The 23863-nt window shown below is 71.0% G+C and carries 21 protein-coding genes; 14 read left to right on the forward strand and 7 right to left on the reverse strand.

Annotation, left to right across the window (positions count from 1 at the left end; translation table 11 throughout):
- The first annotated feature begins 38 nt into the window (after positions 1-38).
- The 7 genes from BKK81_RS27295 (at position 39) to BKK81_RS27325 (ending at position 7159) form a co-directional block, all read left to right on the forward strand.
- Positions 39-2918: a monovalent cation/H+ antiporter subunit A gene (locus BKK81_RS27295; protein WP_071019372.1), complete on the forward strand. Its 2880-nt coding sequence runs from the start codon at positions 39-41 to the stop codon at positions 2916-2918.
- Complete coding sequence (locus BKK81_RS27300; RefSeq protein ID WP_083384473.1) at positions 2918-3349, forward strand: Na+/H+ antiporter subunit C; 432 nt, start codon at positions 2918-2920, stop codon at positions 3347-3349. Before BKK81_RS27295 ends, BKK81_RS27300 begins: the two co-directional genes overlap by 1 nt.
- Complete coding sequence (locus BKK81_RS27305) at positions 3346-4893, forward strand: monovalent cation/H+ antiporter subunit D (protein WP_071019375.1); 1548 nt, start codon at positions 3346-3348, stop codon at positions 4891-4893. Before BKK81_RS27300 ends, BKK81_RS27305 begins: the two co-directional genes overlap by 4 nt.
- A gap of 3 nt (positions 4894-4896) precedes the next feature.
- Positions 4897-5400, forward strand: coding sequence for a Na+/H+ antiporter subunit E (locus BKK81_RS27310; RefSeq protein WP_071019378.1), 504 nt, complete (start codon positions 4897-4899; stop codon positions 5398-5400).
- Positions 5385-5660 carry a K+/H+ antiporter subunit F gene (locus tag BKK81_RS27315; protein WP_071019379.1) on the forward strand — a complete coding sequence of 92 codons (276 nt, stop codon included), beginning with the start codon at positions 5385-5387 and terminating at the stop codon, positions 5658-5660. Before BKK81_RS27310 ends, BKK81_RS27315 begins: the two co-directional genes overlap by 16 nt.
- Positions 5661-5673: 13 nt before the next feature.
- Positions 5674-6009, forward strand: coding sequence for a Na+/H+ antiporter subunit G (locus BKK81_RS27320; protein ID WP_071019382.1), 336 nt, complete (start codon positions 5674-5676; stop codon positions 6007-6009).
- Positions 6010-6145: 136 nt separating this feature from the next.
- Positions 6146-7159: a zinc-binding alcohol dehydrogenase family protein gene (locus BKK81_RS27325; protein ID WP_071019385.1), complete on the forward strand. Its 1014-nt coding sequence runs from the start codon at positions 6146-6148 to the stop codon at positions 7157-7159.
- A 153-nt stretch (positions 7160-7312) separates the two neighbouring features.
- On the opposite strand, the gene BKK81_RS27330 is transcribed toward BKK81_RS27325, so the two are convergent.
- From BKK81_RS27330 to BKK81_RS27345, 4 genes are all read right to left on the reverse strand, one after another.
- Complete coding sequence (locus tag BKK81_RS27330; protein ID WP_071019388.1) at positions 7313-8224, reverse strand: LysR family transcriptional regulator; 912 nt, start codon at positions 8222-8224, stop codon at positions 7313-7315.
- 87 nt (positions 8225-8311) lie between these two features.
- A complete protein-coding gene (locus BKK81_RS27335) occupies positions 8312-8743 on the reverse strand; it encodes a glyoxalase/bleomycin resistance/extradiol dioxygenase family protein (protein WP_071019391.1) in 432 nt (143 codons plus the stop codon).
- Positions 8740-9756: an isopenicillin N synthase family dioxygenase gene (locus BKK81_RS27340; protein ID WP_083384474.1), complete on the reverse strand. Its 1017-nt coding sequence runs from the start codon at positions 9754-9756 to the stop codon at positions 8740-8742. The genes BKK81_RS27335 and BKK81_RS27340 overlap by 4 nt, the downstream gene beginning before the upstream one ends.
- Before the next feature lie 14 nt (positions 9757-9770).
- A complete protein-coding gene (locus BKK81_RS27345; RefSeq protein WP_071019394.1) occupies positions 9771-10796 on the reverse strand; it encodes an ABC transporter substrate-binding protein in 1026 nt (341 codons plus the stop codon).
- Between the two features lie 648 nt (positions 10797-11444).
- Between BKK81_RS27345 and BKK81_RS27350 the strand changes: the two genes are divergently transcribed.
- A complete protein-coding gene (locus BKK81_RS27350) occupies positions 11445-12443 on the forward strand; it encodes an isopenicillin N synthase family dioxygenase (protein ID WP_071022431.1) in 999 nt (332 codons plus the stop codon).
- A gap of 48 nt (positions 12444-12491) precedes the next feature.
- Here the strand turns inward: BKK81_RS27350 and BKK81_RS27355 are convergent, their stop codons facing one another.
- Positions 12492-13163, reverse strand: coding sequence for a helix-turn-helix transcriptional regulator (locus BKK81_RS27355; RefSeq protein ID WP_071019396.1), 672 nt, complete (start codon positions 13161-13163; stop codon positions 12492-12494).
- A 94-nt stretch (positions 13164-13257) separates the two neighbouring features.
- Between BKK81_RS27355 and BKK81_RS27360 the strand changes: the two genes are divergently transcribed.
- On the forward strand, positions 13258-13749 hold the full coding sequence (locus BKK81_RS27360; protein ID WP_083384475.1) for a RidA family protein: 492 nt from the start codon (positions 13258-13260) through the stop codon (positions 13747-13749).
- Positions 13750-13783: 34 nt separating this feature from the next.
- Here the strand turns inward: BKK81_RS27360 and BKK81_RS27365 are convergent, their stop codons facing one another.
- The gene (locus BKK81_RS27365) at positions 13784-14710 is read right to left on the reverse strand and encodes a LysR family transcriptional regulator (RefSeq protein ID WP_071019399.1); all 927 of its coding nucleotides are present in this window, start codon (positions 14708-14710) and stop codon (positions 13784-13786) included.
- A gap of 278 nt (positions 14711-14988) precedes the next feature.
- Here BKK81_RS27365 and BKK81_RS27370 point away from each other — a divergent pair, with 278 nt between their 5' ends.
- The 5 genes from BKK81_RS27370 to BKK81_RS27390 all read left to right on the forward strand — a co-directional run bounded on the left by BKK81_RS27370 (position 14989) and on the right by BKK81_RS27390 (position 23098).
- Positions 14989-15924 carry an alpha/beta hydrolase gene (locus tag BKK81_RS27370; RefSeq protein ID WP_071019400.1) on the forward strand — a complete coding sequence of 312 codons (936 nt, stop codon included), beginning with the start codon at positions 14989-14991 and terminating at the stop codon, positions 15922-15924.
- 149 nt (positions 15925-16073) lie between these two features.
- Entirely contained in the window at positions 16074-17306 is a 1233-nt protein-coding gene (locus tag BKK81_RS27375; RefSeq protein WP_071019403.1) for an efflux RND transporter periplasmic adaptor subunit, read from the forward strand.
- A 323-nt stretch (positions 17307-17629) separates the two neighbouring features.
- Positions 17630-20821, forward strand: coding sequence for an efflux RND transporter permease subunit (locus BKK81_RS27380; RefSeq protein WP_071019405.1), 3192 nt, complete (start codon positions 17630-17632; stop codon positions 20819-20821).
- Between the two features lie 31 nt (positions 20822-20852).
- A complete protein-coding gene (locus tag BKK81_RS27385) occupies positions 20853-22409 on the forward strand; it encodes an efflux transporter outer membrane subunit (protein ID WP_231908105.1) in 1557 nt (518 codons plus the stop codon).
- Positions 22410-22561: 152 nt separating this feature from the next.
- Positions 22562-23098 (forward strand): SRPBCC family protein, encoded by a 537-nt coding sequence (locus tag BKK81_RS27390; protein ID WP_071019408.1) that lies wholly within the window; start codon positions 22562-22564, stop codon positions 23096-23098.
- Here the strand turns inward: BKK81_RS27390 and BKK81_RS27395 are convergent.
- Positions 23095-23784 carry a DUF2894 domain-containing protein gene (locus tag BKK81_RS27395; RefSeq protein ID WP_071022436.1) on the reverse strand — a complete coding sequence of 230 codons (690 nt, stop codon included), beginning with the start codon at positions 23782-23784 and terminating at the stop codon, positions 23095-23097. The genes BKK81_RS27390 and BKK81_RS27395 overlap by 4 nt on opposite strands.
- Positions 23785-23863 lie beyond the last annotated feature (79 nt).

Raw genomic sequence — 23863 nt, forward strand, 5'->3', positions numbered from 1 at the left:
TCCCGTGCCGGCATGTCGCGTGACAAGGGGAGAACTGCATGGTGATGATCCTGCTGATAGCGCTGCCCGTGCTGAGCGCCGCGCTGCTGCCGCTGGCGTACCGCGCCGCGGGGGACCGCGCGAGCTGGCTCGCGCTGGCCGCGCCCCTGGCCGGACTGGCGCTGCTGGCCGGCGTCGGCGCCGGCGTGCTGGGCGGCCACGTGCTGGTCTGGCGCCGGCCCTGGCTGGAGTCCGCCGGACTCAACCTGAGCCTGCGCCTGGACGGGCTCGGTTTCGCCTTCGCCCTGCTGGTGCTCGGCATCGGCCTGCTGGTCTGCCTGTACGCGCGCTACTACCTGCCGCGCAGCCGCTCCACCATCCGCTTCTTCACCCTGCTGCTGCTCTTCATGGGCGCGATGCTGGGCGTGGTGCTGTCGGAGAACCTGCTGCAGTTGCTGGTGTTCTGGGAGATGACCAGCCTGGTTTCCTTCCTGCTGATCGGCTTCTGGTCCTACCGCGCCGACGCGCGCAAGGGCGCGCGCATGGCCCTGACGGTCACCGGCGGTGGCGGCCTCGCGCTGCTGGCCGGCGTGCTGCTGCTCGGCCATATCGCCGGCAGCTTCGAGCTGAGCGCGGTCCTGGCGCAGGCGGGTGCGGTGCAGAAGCATCCGCTCTATCCGGCGGTACTGGTGCTGGTGCTGCTGGCGGCCTTCACCAAGTCGGCGCAGTTTCCCTTCCACTTCTGGCTGCCGCATGCGATGGCGGCGCCGACGCCGGTCTCCTCCTACCTGCACTCGGCCACCATGGTCAAGGCCGGCGTCTTCCTGCTGGCCCGGCTCTACCCGGTGCTGGACGGCACCGGCCTGTGGTTCTACCTGGTCAGCATGACCGGCCTGGCCACGCTGGTGGTCGGCGCCGCCATGGCGCTGCTGCAGGAAGACCTGAAGGGCCTGCTGGCCTACTCGACCATCAGCCACCTGGGCCTGATCACGCTGCTGTTCGGCCTCGACACCCAGCTCAGCACGGTCGCCGCGCTGTTCCACATCTTCAACCATGCGGTCTTCAAGGCGTCGCTCTTCATGGCGGCGGGCATCATCGACCACGAGACCGGCACGCGCGACCTGAACCGGCTGCGCGGCCTGCGCCACTACATGCCGCATACCGCGCTGCTGGCCAGCGTGGCATCGCTGTCGATGGCCGGCGTGCCGCTGCTGAACGGCTTCCTCAGCAAGGAGATGTTCTTCGGCGAGACCCTTGCGCAGGAACTGCTGGGCAGCTTCAACTGGGTCATCCCGGCGCTGGCGACGCTGGCCGGCGCGCTCACGGTCTGCTATTCGCTGCGCTTCATCTACGGTGTGTTCTTCGACGGCCGGCCGCGGCCGGAGGACCTGCCGCACTACCCGCCGCACGAACCCAGCCCCTACATGAAGATCCCGGTGGAGGTGCTGGTGGTGATCTGCCTGGTGGTGGGGCTGGAGCCCTCGCTGAGCGTCGGCGCGCTGCTGGCGGCGGCGTCTGTGGCCACGCTGGGCGGGCCGCCGCCGGCCTACAGCCTGAGCCTGTGGCACGGCTTCAACCTGCCGCTGCTGATGAGCGCGGTGTCGATGGCGGCCGGCTCCGTGCTGTTCTTCCGCCGGCGCGGCGTGTTCCACCGCTACTTCGTCAGCCTGCAGCCGTGGAACGCGCGCGACCGCTTCGAGGCCGCGATGGCCTGGGCCGAGGGCACCGCGCGCGCTATCACGCGCGCGCTGGAGAATGGCTCGGTGCAGCGCTACCTGGCCTGCCTGGCGGCGGCCATGGTGTTGCTGCCGGCCTGGGCGTGGTGGCAGGGCGCGGCCGGCTCCGCGCCGCTGGCGGGGCCGCTGGCCGCCGGTCCGCTCGACGGCGCCACCGCGGCCGGCATGGCGCTGCTGGCGCTGGGCGCGCTCGGCGTGGTGGCCAGCCACCGGCACCGCCTGACCGCGCTGATCCTGCTGAGTGCCTGCGGCCTGCTAGTGGCACTGGCCTTCACGCGCTTCTCGGCGCCGGACCTGGCGCTGACCCAGCTCAGCGTGGAGGTGGTGACGGTGCTGCTGCTGGTGCTGGCGCTGTATTTCATGCCGCGCAGCACGCTCGCGGTCGATGCCGCGCCGGCGCCCGGGCCGGGGCGGCGCCTGCGCGACATCGCCATCGCGCTGGCGGCCGGCGGAGCGCTCGGCGGCGCGGCCTATGCGGTGCTGACGCGGCCCTACCAGAGCATCGGCGACTTCTTCCTCGCCAACGCCGTGGAGGGCGGTGGCGGCCACAACGTGGTCAATGTGATCCTGGTGGATTTCCGTGGCTTCGATACGTTGGGCGAGGTCTGCGTGCTGGTGGTCACCGCGCTGGCCGTGCAGGCCCTGCTCAAGGGTATGCGGCTGCCGGTGCCCGGCCTGGGGCCCAACGGCTTCCCGTGGTCGCGCCAGGGGCATCCGCTGCTGCTCTCGATCCTGGCGCGGCTGATGCTGCCGCTCACCCTGATGGTGGCCGTCTTCATCCTGTTGCGCGGCCACAACCTGCCCGGCGGCGGCTTCATCGCCGCGCTGGTGACGGCGGTGGCGCTGCTGCTGCAGTACGTCGCCAACGGCGTGCTGTGGACGGAGGCGCGCATCACGCTGGACTACCGCGCGCTGGCCGGCGCCGGCGTGGCGCTGGCGGGCCTGGCGGGAGCGGGCAGCTGGGCCTTCGGCGCCCCTTTCCTGACCGCTGCCTTCGGCCACTTCCACCTGCCGCTGCTCGGCGAGATCGAGCTGGCCACGGCGATGATCTTCGACCTGGGGGTCTACCTCGCGGTGATCGGCGTGACCCTGCTGATCCTGTCGCACCTGGGCGTCAAGCATCGCGAAATGCAGCCGGAACGGCAGGAACAGCAGGAACGGCAGGAACAGCCCGGACTTCAAGTGCAAGAGGAGAACGCCTGATGGAAGCTGCCTATGCCATGACGCTGGCCGTGCTGATGTCCTGCGGGGTCTACCTGCTGCTGCGCGCGCGGATCTTTTCCGTGGTGATGGGACTGACCCTGGTGTCGTACGCCGTCAACCTGTTCCTGCTGGCGATGGGGCGGCTGTCGACCGGCAAGCCGCCGGTGATCGCGCCCGGCGCGGCCTATGCCGATCCCGTGCCGCAGGCGCTGGTGCTGACCGCCATCGTGATCAGCTTCGCCATGACGGCCTTCGTCATGGTGCTGGCGCTGCGCTCGCTGGGGCTGTCGGACAGCGACCATGTCGACGGCTGCATAGCGGAGCGCATGGAGCAGGGGCGCGCGGAACCGGCGCACGAGCATGCCGGCAAGGCGGCGGAGCCTGCGGATACGATCGCGATGCCGGCCGCGCGCCCGGGGGAGGGCGCATGAACCACGGCCTGCTGCTTCCCATCCTGCTGCCGATGTTCGCCGGCAGCCTGCTGGCCATGGTACCGGTGCACTGGTTGGGGTACCGGCGCGGCATCGGCGTCGCCGCCACACTGCTGCAGCTGCCGTTGGCGGCCTGGCTGCTGGCCCAGGCGAGCGGCGGCGCCATCCAGGTCTACGCGCTCGGCAACTGGCCGGCGCCCTATGGCATCGCCCTGCAGCTCGACCGGCTGGCCGCGCTGATGCTGGTGCTGAGCGCGCTGCTGGCCACCGCCGCCGTACTCTACGCCGCGCGTGGCGACGACCGGCTCGGGCGCAACTTCCACGCCATGTTCCAGTTCCAGCTGATGGGGCTGAACGGCGCCTTCCTGGCCGGCGACCTCTTCAACCTCTTCGTGTTCTTCGAGATCCTGCTGATCGCCTCCTACGCGCTGATGGTGCACGGTGGCGGGCGCGAGCGTGTCGGCGCCGGGCTGCACTATGTGCTGATCAACCTGGCGGGTTCGTCCTTCTTCCTGGTCGCGATCGGCATCCTGTACGGCGTCACCGGCACGCTCAACCTGGCCGACCTCGGCGTGCGGCTGGCGCGCCTGGATGCCGGCACGCTGCCGCTGGCGCGCGCGGCCGGCGTATTGCTGATGCTGGTGTTCGGGCTGAAGGCGGCGGTCTTCCCGCTCTACTTCTGGCTGCCGCGCGCCTATGCCAGCACCAGCGGCGCGGTGGCGGCGCTGTTCGCCATCATGTCCAAGGTCGGCATCTACGCCATCCTGCGCTTCACCGCGCTGGTGTTCGGCGCCGAGGCCGGGCTGCTGGCCGGCTTCCTGCGCCACGGACTGTGGTGGCTGGCGCTGGCGACCATGGTGCTGGGCGCGCTGGGGGCGCTGGCCTCGACCCGGCTGAGCCAGCTCGCCGCCTACCTGGTGATGACCTCGGTGGGGTTGCTGGCGGCCGGCGTCTGCCTGGCCGGCGCGGCGGCCTGGAGCGCTACCCTCTACTACCTGCTGAGCACCACGCTGTGCACGGCGGCGTTGTTCCTGCTGGCCGACTGCCTGGAGCCGGGCCAAGGCAGCGCGGCCGCGCCTGCCGCCGCGCCGGCTCATGGTGGCCACGGCGGCCACGGCGGCCATGGCGAGCATGAGCCGCCGCCGGCCCGCCACGGCAGCCTGCCGGCGGTGCTGTTCCTGCTGGCCGCGGTGGCGGCGGTCGGCCTGCCGCCGCTGTCGGGCTTCTTCGGCAAGTTCCTGCTGATGCGCGCGGTGCCGCTGGCGCAGGCGGCGGTGCTGTGGCCGGTGCTGCTGCTGTCCAGCCTGCTGCTGATCGTGGCGGTCAGCCGCACCGGCACGCGCCTGCTGTGGCGCCTGCCGCGCGAGGGCGGCGGCCACGCCGAGCCGGATGGCGCGCGCCTGGCCTGCTGCGCCATCCTGGTGGGCGCCGGCGTGGCCCTGGTGCTGTTCGCGCGGCCGCTGACCGCCTACCTCGATGCCACCGCCGCGCAGCTGCTCGATCGCAACGGCTATGTGCAGGCCGTGCTGGGCAGGGAGGGCTGAACCATGCTGAAGCGCCTGTTTCCCCATCCCTGGCTGAGCGCCATCCTGCTGCTGCTGTGGCTGCTGCTGTCCAATGGCTTCTCCGCCGCCGACTGGGTGGCCGGGGCCGTGCTGGCCTGGGCCATCGCGCTGGTGATGGACAAGGGGCTATGGCTGCGCCCGGTGCAGGTGCGCCACCCCTGGCTGCTGCTGCGGCTGGCGCTGGTGGTGCTGTACGACATCGTGATGGCCAACCTGGAGGTCGCGCTGCTGGTGCTGGGCCCGCCGGCGCGGCTGCGCCCGGCCTTCATCGAGGTGCCGCTCGATGTCGACCACGAGATCGCCCTGACGGCGCTGATCAGCGTGGTATCGCTGACGCCCGGCACCCTGTGCGTCGAGCTGAGCGAGGACCGCCGCCGCCTGCTGGTGCACGTGCTCGACCTGCAGGACGAGGCCGCATTGACGGCCCTGATCAAGACGCGCTATGAGGCGCCACTGAAGGAGATCTTCGTATGCTCGCCATCGTGATCCCGGTCTGCATGGCCATCGTCGGCCTGGCGGTGCTGCTTGCCTGCGCCCGCCTCGTCAAGGGGCCGGGACTGCCCGACCGCATCGTCGCCCTCGACACCCTCAATATCAACGCCATCGCGCTGATCGTGCTGTACGGCATCTGGCTGCGTTCGGCGCTGTTCTTCGAGATCGCGCTGCTGATCGCCGTGATGGGCTTCCTGGGCACCGTCGCGCTGACCAAGTACCTGCAGCGCGGCAAGATCATCGAGATGCAATAGGAGAGGAGAAGCTATGTCGTTCGCCGCGGAACTTGCCGCCTGCGCGCTGCTGCTGATCGGCAGCGTCTTCATCCTGGTCGGCTCGCTGGGCCTGTACCGGCTGCCGGACTTCTTCATGCGCCTGCACGGACCCACCAAGTCCACCACGCTCGGCGTGGGTGGCGTGGTGGCCGGCTCGGTGGTGGCCTTCAGCAGCCAGGGCGCCGGCTTGAGCCTGCACGAGCTGCTGATCACCGCCTTCCTGTTCCTGACCGCGCCGATCAGTGCCCACATGCTGGCCAAGGCCGCGCTGCAGCAGCGCCTGAAGGTGGAGGCGCGCACACGCGGCAAGGCCTGGGAGCCGGAATAGCGGGCCGGGGCGGGAGGGGGATTTTCGCTCCCGCGCGGAAACTGAATCGGCGCCGCGGGGCTGTTTCTGTCGCCGCCGCGCGGGGAAGATGGGCACATGTCTCCGACCCGATCGACCCGATCCCGGGAAGCCCGCCATGAAAGCCGTCGCCTTCTACCAGAACCTGCCCATCGAGGCCCCCGATTCACTGCGGGATGTCGAGCTCCCCGCGCCCGAGCCCGGCCCGCGCGACCTGCTGGTCGAGGTGCGCGCCGTCTCCGTCAACCCGGTCGACACCAAGGTGCGCGCCAATATGCCGCCCGCCGCGGGGCAGCCGCGCGTGCTGGGCTGGGATGCGGCCGGCGTGGTGCGGGCGGTGGGGGCCGAGGTCACGCTGTTCCGTCCGGGCGACCGGGTCTGGTACGCCGGCGCGCTGCAGCGCCAGGGCACCAACAGCGAACTGCATGTGGTCGACGAGCGCATTGTCGGGCACATGCCATCCTCGCTGGACTTCGCCCACGCCGCCGCGCTGCCGCTGACCGCCATCACCGCCTGGGAACTGCTGTTCGACCGCCTGCAGGTGGCGCAGCAGCGCGATCCTTGCGGGCGCAGCCTGCTGGTGGTGGGTGCCGCCGGCGGGGTCGGCTCGATCCTGGTGCAACTGGCGCGCCGGCTCACCGGACTGCGTGTGATCGGCACCGCTTCGCGGCCGCAGACCGCCGACTGGGTGCGCGAGCTGGGGGCACACGAGGTGATCGACCACAGCAAGCCGCTGGCCGAGGAGCTGCGCCGCGTCGGCGTGGGCGAGGTCGACTACGTGGCCAGCCTGAACCAGAGCGACCGCCACTTCGACCAGATCGTCGAGGCGATCCGCCCGCAGGGCCGCTTTGCGCTGATCGACGATCCGGAGCTGGTCGATTTCCGCAAGCTCAAGCGCAAGAGCGTGTCGCTGCACTGGGAGTTCATGTTCACGCGCTCGATGTTCGCCACCGACGACCAGGTGCGGCAGCACGAGCTGCTGGAGCAGGTTGCCGCGATGGTCGATGCCGGTACGCTGCGCACCACGCTGGGCGAGCATTTCGGCACCATCGACGCCGCCAGCCTGAAGCGCGCCCATGCCTTGCTGGAGAGCCAGCGCGCGCGCGGCAAGATCGTGCTGGAAGGGTTCTGAGCGGGGGCGCCAGCGTGTGCGGCGAGTGAGGCGAGTGAGGCGAGTGAGGCGAGTGTGGCGTGTGAGCAGGGTGGCGCTAGGCCCGCCGCGGCACCCGCTTGCGCGGCGCGCCAGGCGCCGCTAAGCCAACCTCGTCCACCTGGCCCACAGTGTTCACCGTGGGCCCTCCGCCAGGTAGGCCCGGATGCGTGCCTGCAGGACGTCGCGCAGGCTGGCCAGCGTGGGCGACAGCGCCAGGCGGTGGGTGCAGATCAGGTGCAGCGGCGCGGCTTCCGGCTGCCAGTCCTCGAGCGCGGCCTGCAGGCGGCCGGCGCGCAGGTCGGCCAGCACGTCCAGCCGCGACTTGTAGGCGATGCCGTGCCCGCCCACCGCCCAGCGCCGCACCAGTTCGCCGTCGTCGCTGGCGCGGTTGCCGGCCACCTTGACCACGCGGGTGTGCGCGCCCGAGTGGAAGGTCCAGTGGTCGTGGGTGGCGTCGCTCAGGGCGAAGCGCAGGCAGTTGTGCTCGCGCAGCGCGTCCGGGGTGGCGGGTTTGCCGTGGCGCGCGAAGTAGGCCGGCGCGGCCACCAGCACGCGCCGGTTGTCCGGCGCCAGCGGCAGCGCCACCAGCGAGGAGTCGTCGGGCACGCCGTAGCGCACCACGGCGTCCACGCGCTGGCGGAACATGTCGACCAGGCGGTCGCCGATGCGCACGTGCAGCGAGACCGCGGGGTGGGCCTGCTGGAAGGCATCCAGCCAGGGCGCCAGCACGTGGCGGCCGAGGTCCGAGGGGATCGACAGCGAGACCTCGCCGCCGATGGCCTGGCGTCCTTGGGCGAGCGCGTCGCGGCCGGCATCGAGGTCGGCCAGCGCGCGGCGCGCGTGTGCCAGGTAGCGTTCGCCTTCCTGCGTCAGGCCCAGGCTGCGCGTGGAGCGCGCCAGCAGCCGCACGCCCAGTTCGCCCTCCAGCCGCTTGACCGCCGCGCTGGCGGCGGCCGGCGCGATATTGGCCACGCGCGCGGCGGCCGACAGGCTGCCGTTGTCGGCGGCCAGCACGAAGATGGCGAGATCGTCGAGGCGGAGCATGGCGGGTGGCGCAAAGGACTGCCTGGCGCGGCCGGGCGGGGCGCCATCTTACTATGCCTGCCCTGGCGGCCGGCCCGCCGCACCGCCTCAGGCTGGCAGCGCCGGCCGCTCGACGCCGTCCGGCAGCCCGATGCAGGCGACGCGGAAGACGTTGCCTTCGGGGTCTTCCAGTACTGCCTGCCATTGCCCGTAGTAGGTGGGATAGGGCCCCTTGCGCAGGCGTCCGCCCAGCGCCGTCGCGCGCCGCGCCGCGGCATCGACCGCGTGCGGGGTGTCCAGCATCAGCGTCGGGTAGGCCACCACCGGCGGCGCGCCCGCGCCGGCCTGCGGGCGGCGGTCTTCGAGCGCCAGCAAGGCATAGGCCGGGGCGGCGTTGAAGCCGAACTGGAAGCCTGGCGCCTCCAGCGCGCGGTAGATCGGCGAACGGCTCGCCACGGCTTCGGGCAGCGCCAGCAGCGCGCCGTAGAAGCCGCACTGGGCCTCGATGTCGCGGCACAGCAGATGGAACCAGAGCTTCATGCGGGCTCTCCCGCTGCGGCGACGCCGGCGTGTCCGGCCTGGCCGGCGGCAGCCGGGTCGCGCTGCAGGCCGTAGGTCTTGTCGTACATCTCGCGCAGGTGCTCGCCGGCGGTGCAGAGCGCGAAGCGCGGGGCCTCGCCGGCCGGCACCACGCCCGGCACCGGCTCGATGCGGGCCAGGTAGTCGGGTTCGTAGAAGAAGGGGATCGAATAGCGCGGCGCGCCGCCCGAATGCACGTTGCGCACGCGGTGCGGGTTGGAGTGGTAGAGGCCGTTGGTCCAGCGCGGGATCATGTCGCCCAGGTTGACCACGAAGCAGCCGTCGATCGGCGTGGCCGCCACCCAGCTGCCGTCCGGCATGCACACTTCCAGGCCGCCGTGCGCGTCCTGGGCCAGTACCGTGACGCAGCCCCAGTCGGTGTGGGCGCCGGCGCCGAAGGTGCGCGTGTCGGCATCGGCCGGATGGGCCGGATAGCGGACCATGCGCAGCGTCACCATGGGACTGTCGCTGGTGTGGTCGAAGTAGTGCTCGGGCAGGTCGAGCGACAGCGCGATCAGCTGCATCAGGCGGCGCGACAGCGCCAGCATGGCCTGGATGTAGGCCTCGCACTGCGCCGGTGCCCCGGGCAGTTCGGCCGGCCACTGGTTGTGGCCGTAGGACTGGTAGCCGGCCAGCACATAGGGATGCTGGTCCGAATAGGCCATGCCGCAGAAGAAGCTCTCTTTCAGGTCGGGGCGGGCGTGCTCGTCCAGGGTCTGCTCGCCGAGGTTCTCGAAGCCGCGCAGGGTGGGCGAGTTGCGCATCGCCAGCGCCGCGCGGGTGGCGGCGGGCAGGTCGAGCAGTTGCTCGGCGAGGGCGAACTGCCGCGCCACCTGGGCGGCATCGACGCCGTGCTGGCGCACGTAGAAGAAGCCGCTGGACATGGCGGCCGCGCGCAGCTGGCGCGCCACCTCGGCGCTGCGCGGCGCGCCCGGCGCGAGGGCATCGGTGAGGTCGAGGATGGGAAGGGCCATGGCGTGTCCCTCCCTCAGGCCTTGAGGCGGCGCTCGGCCGCGGCGGGCAGGAACTGCTCGCTCCAGATGTCGGCCGGGGCCGGCGCCGACTTCAGGCCGAAGGCGCCGGCAGTCTCGTCTAGGGTGGCCTGCAGGCGCGCGGTGGTGGCCGCGCCCCAGCCGTCGCGCCGCGTGTCGGGGGTCTTCATGGTGCCGTCGACGATCAGGCGCAGGCGCTCCAGTTCGAGCGTCTCGTCGGCCAGCGGCTCGCGCGCCTTGACGGCGGCGGCGCCGGCCTTGGGATCGGCGATGGCATCGAGCCAGCCGCGCGTGGACGCCTTGACGAAGGCGCGCAGGACCTCCGGCTCGGCCATGGCGCGGCGGTTGGCCACCAGGCCGTTGCCGTAGGACTTCATGCCGTAGTCGGAGAAGCGGAACACGGTCAGGTGTTCGGGGCCCATGCCGCGCGCCTTGAGATTGAGCAGGCCGGTGAAGAAGAAGTAGGCGGCGGCGTCGAAGTCGCCCTTGGCGAAGCGCGTGTCGCCGAGGTCCGGCGCGACGTTTTCCCACTGCACCCCGGCCGCGTCGAAGCCCTGCGCCTTGGCGAACACCGGGAACAGCTTGCGCGAGGCATTGAAGGGCTGGCCCAGGATGCGCTTGCCGGCCAGGTCGGCCGGGCGGGCGATGGGGCCGCCCTTGCGCACCAGGATGGCGTTGGGGTTCAGGTCGTACTGGATCGCCACCGCCTTGAGGGCGGCGGACGGGTTGTTGACGTTGAACTCGATCATGCTGGCCAGGTCGGCCGAGGCGCAGTCGTAGGCGCCCCCGGCCACCAGGCTGATGGCCGAGGACGAGCCGTTGCCGGTATCGATGGTGAGGTCCAGGCCGGCTGCCTTGTAGTAGCCGCGCTGCTGCGCGAGCAGGAAGCCGGCGCCGGAGGCTTCCACCTTCCAGCCCAGGTTGAACTTGAACTTCTGCTGCGAGCCGGTGGCACGCACGAACGGCGTGGCGGCTAGCAGGGCGGTCGCGCCGGCGGCGCGTAACAGGGAGCGTCGTTGCATGGTGGTCCTTGCCCTCGTGGCGAATGACGGTCGGTCACCGGTGCGGCCGCCGGAAGCGGCATGGCATGCGCGGGGTCGCGCGGCGGCGGGTGGCGGCGTCGCACCTCGTTGGAGCAATTTCCGGGCGGCGGGGCCGCTGAACGCTTCTACTCCTGCAGCGTTTTTGCAGGAACCGTGCCATGGGGTGAAGCGGCGAGCCGGCGGCGCGCTGATGGTGCGCTGATGGTGCGTGGATGCTGCGCCGCCGGCCGGATTGGTGCGGGCCGCCTGCTGCATGCACCGGCTGGCGGCGCCGGCGAGGTGGCGTGGCGCCGCGGCGGTGCGCGCCATGGGCGCGAACGGCGCGCCGGGCGCTGGCCCGGAACCTGCTTGATCCCGGGCAAGAGTAGAAGCGTTCACCAGCCGTGTGCATGCCGGGCATGCGACGGCAGGCCGGGAATTGCTCTTGCGGTCCGCGCGCCGCGAACACTGTGTTCGCCGCCGCCGGGGCCCGGGGGCGATGCGGCCGCGCTGGCGGGACGCTGCTCCCGGTACCCGGTCGGCCGGCGCTGCGCGGTCCGGCCATCCTCATCCCGTACCAGGAGAATCCACATGAACGAGACCACCGCCATCCCCGCCGTTTCCCTTGCCACCGCCGATGCCGACGCCATGACCGCGGCAGCGGCGGGCTCGGCCCTCGCCGAGCTGCGCAAGGAGTCGCGCATGGGTGCCATGGGTTCCGAGACCCATGCGCGCGAGATCCGCCGCATCGACCTGTCCGACTTCGCGCGCCGCAAGGCCGAGATCGCCGACCAGCTCTGGCAGGCTGCCACCGAGGTCGGCTTCTTCCAGGTCGCCAACCACGGCATCGATCTCGCACGGGTGCACGAGGCCTTCGCCATGACCGAGCGCTTCTTCGCCCTGCCCGAGGCGGTCAAGGCGCGCCACCCGCTCAAGAAGGCGCTCAATGCCGGCTGGGAGAGCAAGGCCCAGGTGCGGCCGTCGACCGGCACGCCGGACCAGAAGGAGTCCTACCAGATCACGCGCCCGCACATGGACGGCTTGTGGCCGGGCGAGGAAGCCCTGGCCGGCTTCCAGTCCACCCTGCTCGCCTTCGAGGCGCAGTGCTGGGAGGTAGGCATGAAAGTGCTGTCGTGCTTCGCCGACAAGCTGGGCTTCGACAGCGACTTCTTCACGCGCGCGCACGCGCCCGCCTCGCCCGAGTACCAGAGCACGCTGCGCCTGCTGCACTACTATGCGATCCCGCCCGAGTACCAGGACAAGCTCGGCCTGTGGCGCGCCGGCGCCCACACCGACTTCGACTGCCTGACGCTGCTGTTCCAGCGCACCGGGCAGGGTGGCCTGCAGGTCTGCCCGGGCAAGGAGATGGAGGCGCAGCAATGGACCTCGATCGAACCCGACGAGACCGTCATCACCTGCAATATCGGCGACATGCTGATGCGCTGGAGCGACGACCGGCTGCCTTCCAACTTCCACCGCGTCAGGAATCCGGCGCCGCACGAGTCCATGGGTGCGCGCTACAGCATCGCCTTCTTCTGCCAGGCCAACCGCGATGCCATCATCGCGGGACCGGCCGGCAAGTACCCGCCGATCAGCGCGGGCGACTACCTCAAGCAGCGCGTCAGCGCGAACTTCAAGGCGTACTGAAGGCGCCGGAAATCATGGCGCCGCGCCTGGCATCGCTCGCAGCATCGCTCATGGCACCTCACCGGCGGCGCTGACGCGGTAGACGCAGCGCCGCGCGCCGGCCAGCAGATGCTCCTCGCGCTCGACGCGCGCCTGCGCGCCGAGCACCTCGCGGAACACCTGCAGCTCGGCGCGGCAGAAGCCCTGGCAGGTCTGCGCGGCGGCGCAGATCGGGCAGTGGTCTTCGATCAGCAGCCAATCCTCGCCGTCGCGCTCGACCCGTGCCATATAGCCTTCCGCCTCGCGCAGCGCGGCGAGCCGGCGCACGCGCTCGGGCAGCGTGGCCTCGCCGGCGCAGGCGCGCGTGTAGTCCTCGCGTGCCTGCTGCTCGCGCTGCCCGATCAGCTTGTCCAGCCCGGCTTCGCCGAACAGTTGGCGGATCGAGCCGATCAGCTGCACCGTGAGCTGGGCGTGGGTGTCGGGAAAGCGCGCCTGCCCGGCCGCGCTCAATTCCCATTCCTGGCGCGGGCGCCCGGCGCCGGCCGCGGCCTGGCGCCGCCCTTCGACGAGGCCGGCCGCGAGCAGCTTCTGCACCTGCTGGCGCGCGGCCTCGGCGGTGATCTGCAGGCGCTCGGCAATCTGCGCGGTCGAGGCCGGTCCGCGCGTTTTCAGCAAGAAGAGGATGCGATCCGACGGCTGCGGATTCCCTGAATTATCCAAGGGATTTGTTGTGTAATTCACTGGGGAGGCCTAATATCCAACGGAATTCTTGGATATTAGGCCGGGGCCGCCTCGCTGTCGAGGGCCCTGGCGCATGGCAAAAAGGAGCCACCTCATGCAGCCAGACACCTTCTCGCATCTCACCTCCTTCGACGAGGCCGGATCGGCCGGATCGTCCGATACCCGGCCGGCACGCGCGCTGGCCTTCCTCAATCCGCCAGGCCTCTACGATCCGCGTCCCAACGGCTATTCCCACCTGGCCCTGGTGCCGGCGGGGCGAGCCCTGATCTGCGTGGCGGGGCAGGGCGGCGAGCGCGAGGACGGCACGCTGCCGGCGAGCTTCGCCGGCCAGGTACGGCAGGCCTTCGACAACCTCGCCACGGCGCTGCGCGCGGCCGGCGCGGTGCCCGCCGACGTGGCCAAGCTGACGGTGCTGATCGTCGACCACGACGAGACGCGCTTGCGCGTGCTGGCCGAGGAAGTGGCGCGCCTGTGGGGCGAGGCGCCGCCGCCGGCCTGCACGCTGATCCCGGTACCGCGCCTGGCGCTGGATGGGATGCTGTTCGAGGTCGAGGCGCTCGCGGTGGGCGCGGCGGCCGGGCGCTAGCGCTCGCGGTGGGGGGATGGGGGCGATGCCTCGCTCAGGCAGCCTGCCGCGCCGGCTCGCCGAAGTGCGGATGGCGCGCGAACAGCTCGGCGGCCCAGTTGACGAAGATGCGCACCTTGGCCGACAGGTGGCGGTTCTGCGGGTACATCGCCGAGATCGGCAGCGACTCCCCCTGCCAGTCCGTCATCAGTTCCACCAGCCGGCCGCTGCGCACATAGGGCTCGGCCAGCGCGCAGGAGAGGTAGGCGAGGCCCAGCCCCTGCAGCGCGCTGCCGAGATAGACGTCGGAGTCGTTGGTGGCCAGCACCGAGTCCAGCAGCAGTTCGTGGCGCTGCTCGCCGCGCGTCAGGTCCCAGGTGACCTCGCGCCCGGTGCGGTGGGACACGTAGTTGATGCAGCGGTGCGCCTGCAGCTCGGCCATGGTGCGCGGCGTGCCGTGCTGGCGCAGGTAGATCGGCGAGGCATAGATCGCCAGCTTGAGCTGGCCGATGCGGCGCGCCACCATCGACTCGTCGACCAGGGCGCCCACGCGCAGCACCACGTCCACGCCCTCCTGCAGCAGGTCGATGGGTTTGCCGTTGGTGGTCAGCTCCAGCTTGAGGTCCGGATAGGCGGTGAAGAAGGCCGGCAGCTCGGGCAGCAGCACCATCTGGGCCAGGCTGCTGATGGTGTCCACGCGCAGCGTGCCGCGCGGATTGTTGTTGTGGTGGGACAGCGATTGCTCGGCCTCGTCGACGTCGGCCAGGATGCGCACGCAGCGTTCGTAATAGGCCGCGCCCTCGGTGGTGACGCTGATGCGGCGCGTGGTGCGGTGCAGCAGCTTGACGCCGAGATGGGTCTCCAGGTTCTGGATCATGCGCGTCAAGGTGGCCTTGGGCAGGTCGAGCGACTCCGCCGCGCGGGCGAAGCTGCCGACATCGACCACACGGGTGAAGGCCTGCATTGAGATGAAGCGATCCATGGTGATTCCCTGGCAGATGAAGCGCGGCGCGAGACCTGTGGGCCCCGCTGGCGCGGCGGTTGGCTCCGGCACGCGCATGTGGCGCGCGCGCCGGAGAGCGCGAGTGGACCACAAATCGGATGACCTTGCACGCGGTGGGGTTGTCGGCTGGCGATTATTCCATCGCAGCAACAGTGCGTTGGTGTGCCTTTGCTTTATCCCACCCTCGTCAATCACCATAATCCGTTGCAACGCAACAAGACAAGGCCGCGCTTTGGCGTCGGCCGCCGGAGCCGCCGATGTCCAGCCCGCTCGATGCCCAGCCCCCCGTCGCCCCGCCCGCCGGACACCCGGAGCGCGTGCAGGTGCTCGACTATGTGCTGACCAGCGGCGCGCGCCGCATCGGCGCCCGGCTGTGCTACCCGGCCGGCTATCCGGCCGCCGGCGCGGCGCCGCTGCCGTGGCTGATCTACCTGCACGCCGGCGGCTTCGTCGATTGCAGCCAGCAGTCCAGCGAGTGCCTGGCGATGGACCTGGCGGCGCGGGTGCCGGCGGTGGTGGTGGTGCCGGCCTATTCGCTGGCGCCGGACCATCCGTTCCCGGCGGCGCCGGAGGATGCGTTCAGCACGGTCGCCTGGGTGCTGGCGCATGCGCGCCGGCTCAAGGTCGACAAGCAGCGCTTCGCCCTGGTGGGCGAGGAGGCCGGCGGCAACCTGGCGATCGCGCTGGCGCAGATGATGCGCGACCGCGGCCTGCCGCAGGCGCGCGGGCAGTGGCTGATCCGGCCGCTGACCGATCCCTGCCTGCAGCACGCATCGTGCGCGGGCGGCGCGGACGGCCCGAGCGTGCCGCTGGAGATGCTGCGGCGTATCGCCGGCCACTACCGCGACTACCTGCCGACAGCGGCGGCCAGCGTGCACCCCTATGCGGCGCCGGCGCATGCGTCGCGCCTGGCAGGGCTGCCGGCCACGCTGATCCAGGTGGCGGAGCAGGACGCCCTGCGCGCCGAGGGCGAGGCCTTCGGCGAGCGCCTGCGCGGTGCCGGCGTGCCGGCACAGACCATGATCATGCCCGGCGCCTGTGGCGACGGGGTGGAAGAGACCCATGAAGACTGTGAAATGTGGGTAGATGAAGGCGCGCGTTTCCTGCGGCAATGCCTGGCGGGAAGCGACGATGCCTCGAAACAGACCGAACGCCGCCCGCCCGGCCGGCGCGCAGCGGGACCCGCCGGCTGAGCGGCCCCTGGCGCAGGCGCTGAGCGGCCCGAGCCGCAGGCGTAGAGACAGCCCGATCCCTGGTTAGCCGGACCGCCTTGCGCGGCCCGGAGGGCGGCGTTCGGCCTTTTGCTTTTCCGGTTGAAGAAAGCCAGAAACGGAGTGAAGAAATGCAGAACACAACTCGACGTACCCTGATCGCGGTGGCCGTGGTCGCGCTGGTCGGCGCCGGCCTGGCGGCATCGCTGCTGCGTCCGCACGGCGGCGAGGCGCGCGCCGTCACCGCGCCTGCCGCGCCGGCGGTGGACGTGGCCGCCGCCATCGGCAAGACCATCACCGAGTGGGACGAGTTCTCCGGCCGCCTCGAAGCGGTGGACCGCGTGGAGATCCGCCCACGCGTGTCCGGCACCATCGACGCGGTGCACTTCCGCGAGGGGGCGCTGGTGAAGAAGGGCGACCTGCTCTTCACCATCGATCCGCGCCCCTATGCGGCGGAGGTGGCACGCGCCGAGGCGGCGCTGGCCGCGGCCCAGGTGCGTGCCACGCACGCGCAGACCGAGCAGGCGCGCGCCCAGCGCCTGCTGCAGGACAACGCGGTGTCGCGCCGCGAGTTCGACGAGCGCGACAACGGCGCGCGCGAGGCAGCCGCCAATGTGCGCGCGGCCCAGGCCGAGCTGGAAGCGGCGCGGCTGAACCTGGCCTACACGCGCATCACCGCGCCGGTGGCAGGACGGGTCTCGCGCGCCGAGATCACCGTCGGCAACCTGGTGGCGGCGGGCGCCGCGTCGCCGGCGCTGACCACCGTGGTGTCGGTGTCGCCGGTCTATGCCAGCTTCGAGCTCGACGAGCAGAGCTACCTGCGCTACACCGCGCCGGGCGCCGGCGGCAGCCAGCCCAACCTGCCCATCTACCTGGGCCTGGCTGACGAGAACGGCCATCCGCACCAGGGCCGCATCCAGTCGGTCGACAACCGCCTCGATACGCGCAGCGGCACCATCCGCGTGCGGGCGGTGTTCGACAACGACGACGGCCGCCTGCTGCCGGGCCTCTATGCCCGCATCAAGTTCGGCGGCGCCGCGCCCCATGCCGCGGTGCTGGTCAATGACCGCGCCGTCGGTACCGACCAGGGCAAGAAGTTCGTGCTGGTGGTGGGCCGCGACAACAAGCTGATCTACCGCGAAGTGGAACTCGGACCGGCCTACGACGGCCTGCGCGTGATCCGCAAGGGCCTGGCGGCGGGCGAGACCATCGCCGTCAACGGGCTGCAGCGGGTGCGCCCGGGCGACCTGGTGGCGCCCAAGCCGGTCGACATGGCCTTCAAGCGCGAGGTGGAGCCGCGTGCGGAGTCGGCCGACCGCAAGCAGGCCAAGGCCGGGACCGACGATGGCAAGCCGATGAGCTGATGTGGATGCCGGTGGGCATGGTGCCGGCGCGTAACGGCTGAGGGTTGGCTCCCCTCTCCCATTCATGGGAGAGGGGCAGGGGGAGAGGGCGGGCGCTCGCGCCATGCGCAGGCAATCGTTCTGGCGCGGATGCCTGCCCTCTCCCCCAACCCCTCTCCCGCAGGCGGGAAAGGGGAGCAGGCCGGAAGCCCGGCAAACGCCTGCGCCACCGCCACCGCCAAAACCCGTACGCCGTTCCCTCGATATGGCGCCCGCCAGCGGGCCGCCAGGGGCGGCTGTTCGCCGCTCTCACGAGTTGTAGCTGAGATTTAGCCGAGACCAAGATGAATCTCTCGAAATTCTTTATCGACCGCCCGATCTTCGCGGGCGTGTTATCGGTGCTGATCTTCCTGGTCGGCGCCATCTCGATGTTCAAGCTGCCGATCTCGGAATACCCCGAGGTCGTGCCGCCTTCCGTGGTGGTGCGCGCCCAGTATCCGGGCGCCAACCCCAAGGTGATCGCCGAGACGGTGGCCTCGCCGCTGGAAGAGCAGATCAATGGCGTGGAAGACATGCTCTACATGTCTTCGCAGGCCAACAGCGACGGCGTGCTGACGCTGACCGTCACCTTCAAGCTCGGCACCGACCCCGACAAGGCCCAGCAGCTGGTGCAGAACCGGGTGGCGCAGGCCGAGCCGCGCCTGCCCGAGGACGTGCGGCGCCTGGGCGTGACCACCGTCAAGAGCTCGCCGGACCTGACCATGGTGGTGCACCTGGTCTCGCCCAACGACCGCTATGACATGACCTACCTGCGCAACTACGCGGTGATCAACGTCAAGGACCGGCTGGCGCGCATCCAGGGCGTGGGCCAGGTCCAGCTGTTCGGCTCGGGCGACTACGCCATGCGCGTGTGGCTGAACCCGGAGAAGATGGCCGAGCGCCAGCTCGCCGCCTCCGACGTGGTCAAGGCCATCCGCGAGCAGAACGTGCAGGTGGCGGCCGGCGTGATCGGCTCGTCGCCGGCCTTGCCCGGTGCCGACCTGCAGCTCTCGGTCAACGCGCAGGGGCGCCTGTCCACCGTCGAGGAGTTCGGCGACATCGTGGTGCGCACTTCGGCCGATGGCGGCGTGACCTACCTGAAGGACATCGCCCGTATCGAGCTGGGCGCATCCGAGTACGCGCTGCGCTCGCTGCTGGACAACAAGCCCGCGGTGGCCATCCCCATCTTCCAGGCGCCGGGCTCCAACGCCATCCAGATCTCGGATGACGTGCGCAAGACCATGGAAGAGCTGAAGCAGAACTTCCCCGACGGGGTCGACTACAGCATCGTCTACGATCCGACGCAGTTCGTGCGCCACTCGATCGAGGCGGTCACGCATACGCTGTTCGAGGCCATCCTGCTGGTGGTGCTGGTGGTGATCCTGTTCCTGCAGACCTGGCGCGCGTCGATCATCCCGCTGCTGGCGGTGCCGGTCTCCATCGTCGGTACCTTCGGGCTGATGCATGCCTTCGGCTTCTCGATCAACGCGCTGTCGCTGTTCGGCCTGGTGCTGGCCATCGGCATCGTGGTGGACGACGCCATCGTGGTGGTGGAGAACGTCGAGCGCAACATCGAGGAGGGGCTGTCACCCAAGGAGGCCACCTACAAGGCCATGCGCGAGGTGAGCGGTCCCATCATCGCCATCGCGCTGACGCTGATCGCGGTGTTCGTGCCGCTGGCCTTCATGACCGGCCTGACCGGCCAGTTCTACAAGCAGTTCGCGCTGACCATCTCGATCTCGACGATCATCTCCGCGTTCAACTCGCTGACCTTGTCGCCGGCGCTGTCCGCGCTGCTGCTGCGCGGCCATGACGCGCCCAAGGACTGGCTGACGCGCGGCATGGAGCGCGTGCTGGGCGGCTTCTTCGCGCGCTTCAACCGCTTCTTCGGTGCCAGCGCGCAGCGCTACGGCAGCGGCGTCAAGGGCGTGATCTCGCGCAAGGGTGCGGTGTTCGGCGTCTACGCGGTGATGCTGGCGCTGACCTGGGGTGTGTTCCAGATGGTGCCCAAGGGCTTCGTGCCGGCGCAGGACAAGCAGTACCTGGTGGGCTTCGCCAAGCTGCCCGACGGCGCCACGCTGGACCGCACCGAGGACGTGATCCGCCGCATGTCGGAGATCGCGCTCAAGCACCCGGGCGTGGAATCGGCGGTGGCCTTCCCGGGCCTGTCGATCAACGGCTTCACCAACAGCCCCAGCGCCGGCATCGTGTTCGCCACGCTCAAGCCTTTCGAGCAGCGCAAGGGCAAGGACCTGTCGGGCGATGCCATCGCGCAGCAGCTCAACGCCAAGTACGCGGCCATCCAGGACGCTTTCATCGCAGTGTTCCCGCCGCCGCCCGTGCAGGGCCTGGGCACCATCGGCGGCTTCAAGCTGATGATCGAGGACCGTGCCGCGCTCGGCTACGACGCGCTGTTCGACGCCACCAATGCCTTCATCGGCAAGGCGCGCGCCACGCCCGAGCTGACCGGTGTGTTCAGCAACTACCAGGTCAACGTGCCGCAGCTCGATGTCAAGCTCGACCGCGTCAAGGCCAAGCAGCTCGGCGTGCCCGTCACCGACGTGTTCGACACGCTGCAGACCTACCTGGGCTCGGCCTATGTGAACGACTTCAACAAGTTCGGCCGCACCTACCAGGTCAAGGTGCAGGCGGATGCGCCGTACCGCGCCCACGCCGAGGACATCCTGCAGCTGAAGACGCGCAACGCCGCCGGCGAGATGGTGCCGCTGTCGTCGCTGGTGCAGGTCAGGCAGGGCTTCGGCCCGGACAGCGTGGTGCGCTACAACGGCTTCACTGCCGCCGACGTCAACGCCGGCCCGGCCCCGGGCTTTTCTTCGGGCCAGGCGCAGGCCGCGGCCGAGCGCATCGCCGCCGAGACGCTGCCCAAGGGCATGAAGTTCGAATGGACCGAGCTGACCTACCAGGACATCCTGGCCGGCAACGCGGGCGTGTGGATCTTCCCGCTGTGCGTGCTGCTGGTGTTCCTGGTGCTGGCCGCCCAGTACGAGAGCCTGACACTGCCGCTGGCGGTGATCCTGATCGTGCCGATGAGCCTGCTCGCGGCCATGACCGGCGTATGGCTGACGCGCGGCGACAACAACATCTTCACGCAGATCGGCTTCATCGTGCTGGTGGGCTTGTCGGCCAAGAACGCCATCCTGATCGTGGAGTTCGCGCGCGAGCTGGAACACCAGGGCCGCAGCATCGTGGCCGCCGCCATCGAGGCCAGCCGGCTGCGCCTGCGCCCGATCCTGATGACCTCCTTCGCCTTCATCATGGGCGTGGTGCCGCTGGTGATCTCCACCGGCGCCGGCGCCGAGATGCGGCATGCGATGGGCGTGGCGGTGTTCGCCGGCATGCTGGGCGTGACCTTCTTCGGCCTGTTCCTGACGCCGGTGTTCTACGTGGCGCTGCGGCTGTGGGCCACGCGCGGCGAGCGGCGCCGGGCGGCGCAGCAGGCGCCCGCCGCGCTGGCCCCGGCGGCATCGGCCGAGTGAGGGAGATGACATGACAACACGGATAACTGCCATGCAGAACTGGATGCCCCGCCTGGCCACGCTGGCCGCCGCGCTGGTGCTGGCCGGCTGCTCGCTGGCCCCGGCCTACCGGGTGCCCGAGAGCGCTGCCGCACCGGCCTTCAAGGAGGCCGAGGGCGCACGCGCCGAGGGCGCGCAATGGAAGACCGCCACGCCGGCCGAAGGCGCCGAGCGCGGCCAATGGTGGCGGGTCTTCTCCGATGCGGAACTGGACCGGCTGATCACCGCCGCCACCAGCGCCAACCAGGACCTGGCCGCCGCGGCGGCGCGCCTGAAGCAGGCGCGCGCGCTGACCGGCGTGGCCGAGGCCGACCTCTACCCGCAGCTCAGCGTGGGCCTGGACCCGACCCGGGCGCAGACCTCGGCCGCCGCCAACGGCCTGCCCGACGGCACCAAGGTGCCGGCGCAGACCCTGCTGCGCGCGCGCGCCTTCGCCAGCTACGAGCTCGACCTGTTCGGCCGCGTGGCCAGCAATACCCAGGCCGCGCGCGCCGAGGGCGAAGCCGCCGAAGACCTGTTCCGCTCGGTGCAGCTCACGTTGCAGGCCGACGTGGCACAGGCCTACTTCGCGCTGCGCACGCTCGACAGCGAGCGCGAATTGCTGCAGGCCACGGTGACCTTGCGCGAAGACGCGCTCAAGCTGCTCAAGCGCCGCTTCGACGCGGGCGAAACCACCGACCTGGACCCGGCGCGCGCCGAGGCCGAACTGGGCACGGCACGGGCCGACCTGGCCGCCATCGAACGGCGCCGCGCCACCCAGGAGCACGCGCTGGCGGTGCTGACCGGGCTGCCGCCGTCGGCTTTCGCGATGCCGTCGCGGCCCTTCGACGCCCAGCCTGTGGCGATCCCGGCCGGCCTGCCGTCGGACCTGCTGGAGCGCCGCCCGGACATCGCCCAGGCGGAACGCCTGATGGCCGCCGCCAATGCGCGCATCGGCGTGGCCAAGGCCGCGTTTTTCCCGCGCATCACGCTGACGGGCCTGTTCGGCTTCGAGTCGGGCGATCTGTCCAACCTGTTCCGCTGGTCGTCCGCGGTATGGGGGATCGGTCCGCTGGTCGGCTCCACCATCGCCGCGCCCATCTTCGACGGCGGCCGCAACCGCGCCAACCTGGCGGCCGCGCGCGCCCAGCACGAAGAGAGCGTGGCGCGCTACCGGCAGACCGTGCTGGTGGCCTTCCGCGAAGTCGAGGACAGCCTGGCCGACACCCGCTGGCTGAGCCAGCAGGCGCAGGCACTGGACAGCGCGCTGGCCGGCGCGCGCCGCGCGCAGCGCATCTCGCGCAGCCGCTACGACGCGGGCGCGGTCGACTACCTGACCGTGATCGACGCCGACCGCACCGTGCTGCAGGCCCAGCGCGAAGCCAACCAGGTAGCCGGCCTGCGCGCCGCCGCCACGGTATCGCTGGTGCGCGCGCTCGGCGGCGGCTGGGGTGCGCCGAACGGGCAGGCCGAGACGCCAACACCATCGGCCAGGCATGATGTCGTGGCTCCCTCTGCGCGCACGGGGAGCGGGTTGGGAGGAGGGGTGGATCAGCAAGGCGCCGTGTAAAAGCGAAGCCGCCGGTGTGCTCCAGCAAGCGAGCCCCCCGCCGCAAGCCCTCGGTGCGATACCCGCGCATCCAGCCCACCGGCACCAACACCACCGCCTACACTGAACACATCGCGCCCCACCGCGGGGCGCCAGCCCCGGAGGCGCCGACCATGCCCCTGCGCAAGGCCTGGGTGCTCGGCGTGGCCGTGCTGTGCGCGGCCGCTGCCGCCTGCCTGCTGCCGCTGCCCTGGGACCTGACCACCCAGGTCCACAACGAGGTCGTGATCGCGCGTTCGGCGCAGCACGTGTTCGACTATGTCACCACGCCCGCCCACTGGCCCGACTGGCATCCATCGTCGCTGGCCGTGTCCGGGGCCACCGGCCATCCGCTGCAGCCGGGCGAGCAGGTGAGCGAAACCTTCCGGGTGGCAGGGCGCAGCGGCGTCGTGGTGTGGACCGTGACGGCGCGCCAGCGCCCGGCTTTCTGGGCCATCGCCGGCACCATCGAAGGCCGTCCGGCCGGCACCGTGGCCTACACGCTGCGGGAAGAGGGCGACCAGACGCGCTTCTCGCGCGACTTCCGCTACCGTTCGCCCACGCTCGGTTTCGCCATTCTCAATCAGCTGGTGCTGCGCCGCCGCGTCGAGGCCGAGTCGGCCGAGGCGGTGGTGCGGCTGAAGGCGCGGCTGGAGGGGATGGGAGGCTAGCGCGCCTTGGCCCGCGTCTTCTTGCGCACCACCGCGCCCGCGGGCGCCTCCGCCGCTGGCGCGGCGTCGACCCGCTGCATCTGTTCGAGCAGCGTCAGGGCGTCGACATAGGAGAGGAACTGGTGCAGGTATTCCGGCGACAATTCCTGCATCAGCGTCAGCGAGCGGTGGATCAGGTAGTGGGAATTGAGCGGGCCGGCATGCTCGGGCACCTGCTGCAGCGATTGCTGCACGCGCTGGTTGGCGCTGACGCGGGTCCAGGTGTCGCGGAAGTAGTCGATCAGTTCCGGCTCGGCCGGGACTGGCGGCCGGGCCGGCGTGGCGATCCGTGCGCTTGCGGTCGCGGGGGGCTCTGCCGTGCTTCTGGCCCGGGCGCGGCCGGCGAGCTGGTCGGCCAGTGCCGCCAGCGCACCGCGTGCGGGCAGGCGCGGTGCGGCCGGCGGTGCCGCCGCAGCGGTGCCGGGCGTGGAGGATGGGATGGAATCGGTCGATGCCGCCGCCTTGGTACCCGCCGCTTCGAGCGCGAGGCGATAGGCAGAGAGCCGGGCCGCCAGCTTGTCGTCGAGCACGCGCCGCGCTGCGCCCTGGTGGGGCGCGGCACGGCGCGCCAGGGCCTGCATCAGGCGGAAGCGTACCGGGTCGAGGCGGTCAGCGCCGCATGCCTGCCAGGCTTCGAGTTGTTGCATGGCATCCGGCGGCGCATCGTTGCCCGCCGGGGTCGGTGCCTGGGCCGGCGCATCGTGCGGGGCGGTGGCTGACGGGCCG

This window comes from Cupriavidus sp. USMAHM13, assembly GCF_001854285.1.
GTDB classification, from domain to species: domain Bacteria; phylum Pseudomonadota; class Gammaproteobacteria; order Burkholderiales; family Burkholderiaceae; genus Cupriavidus; species Cupriavidus malaysiensis.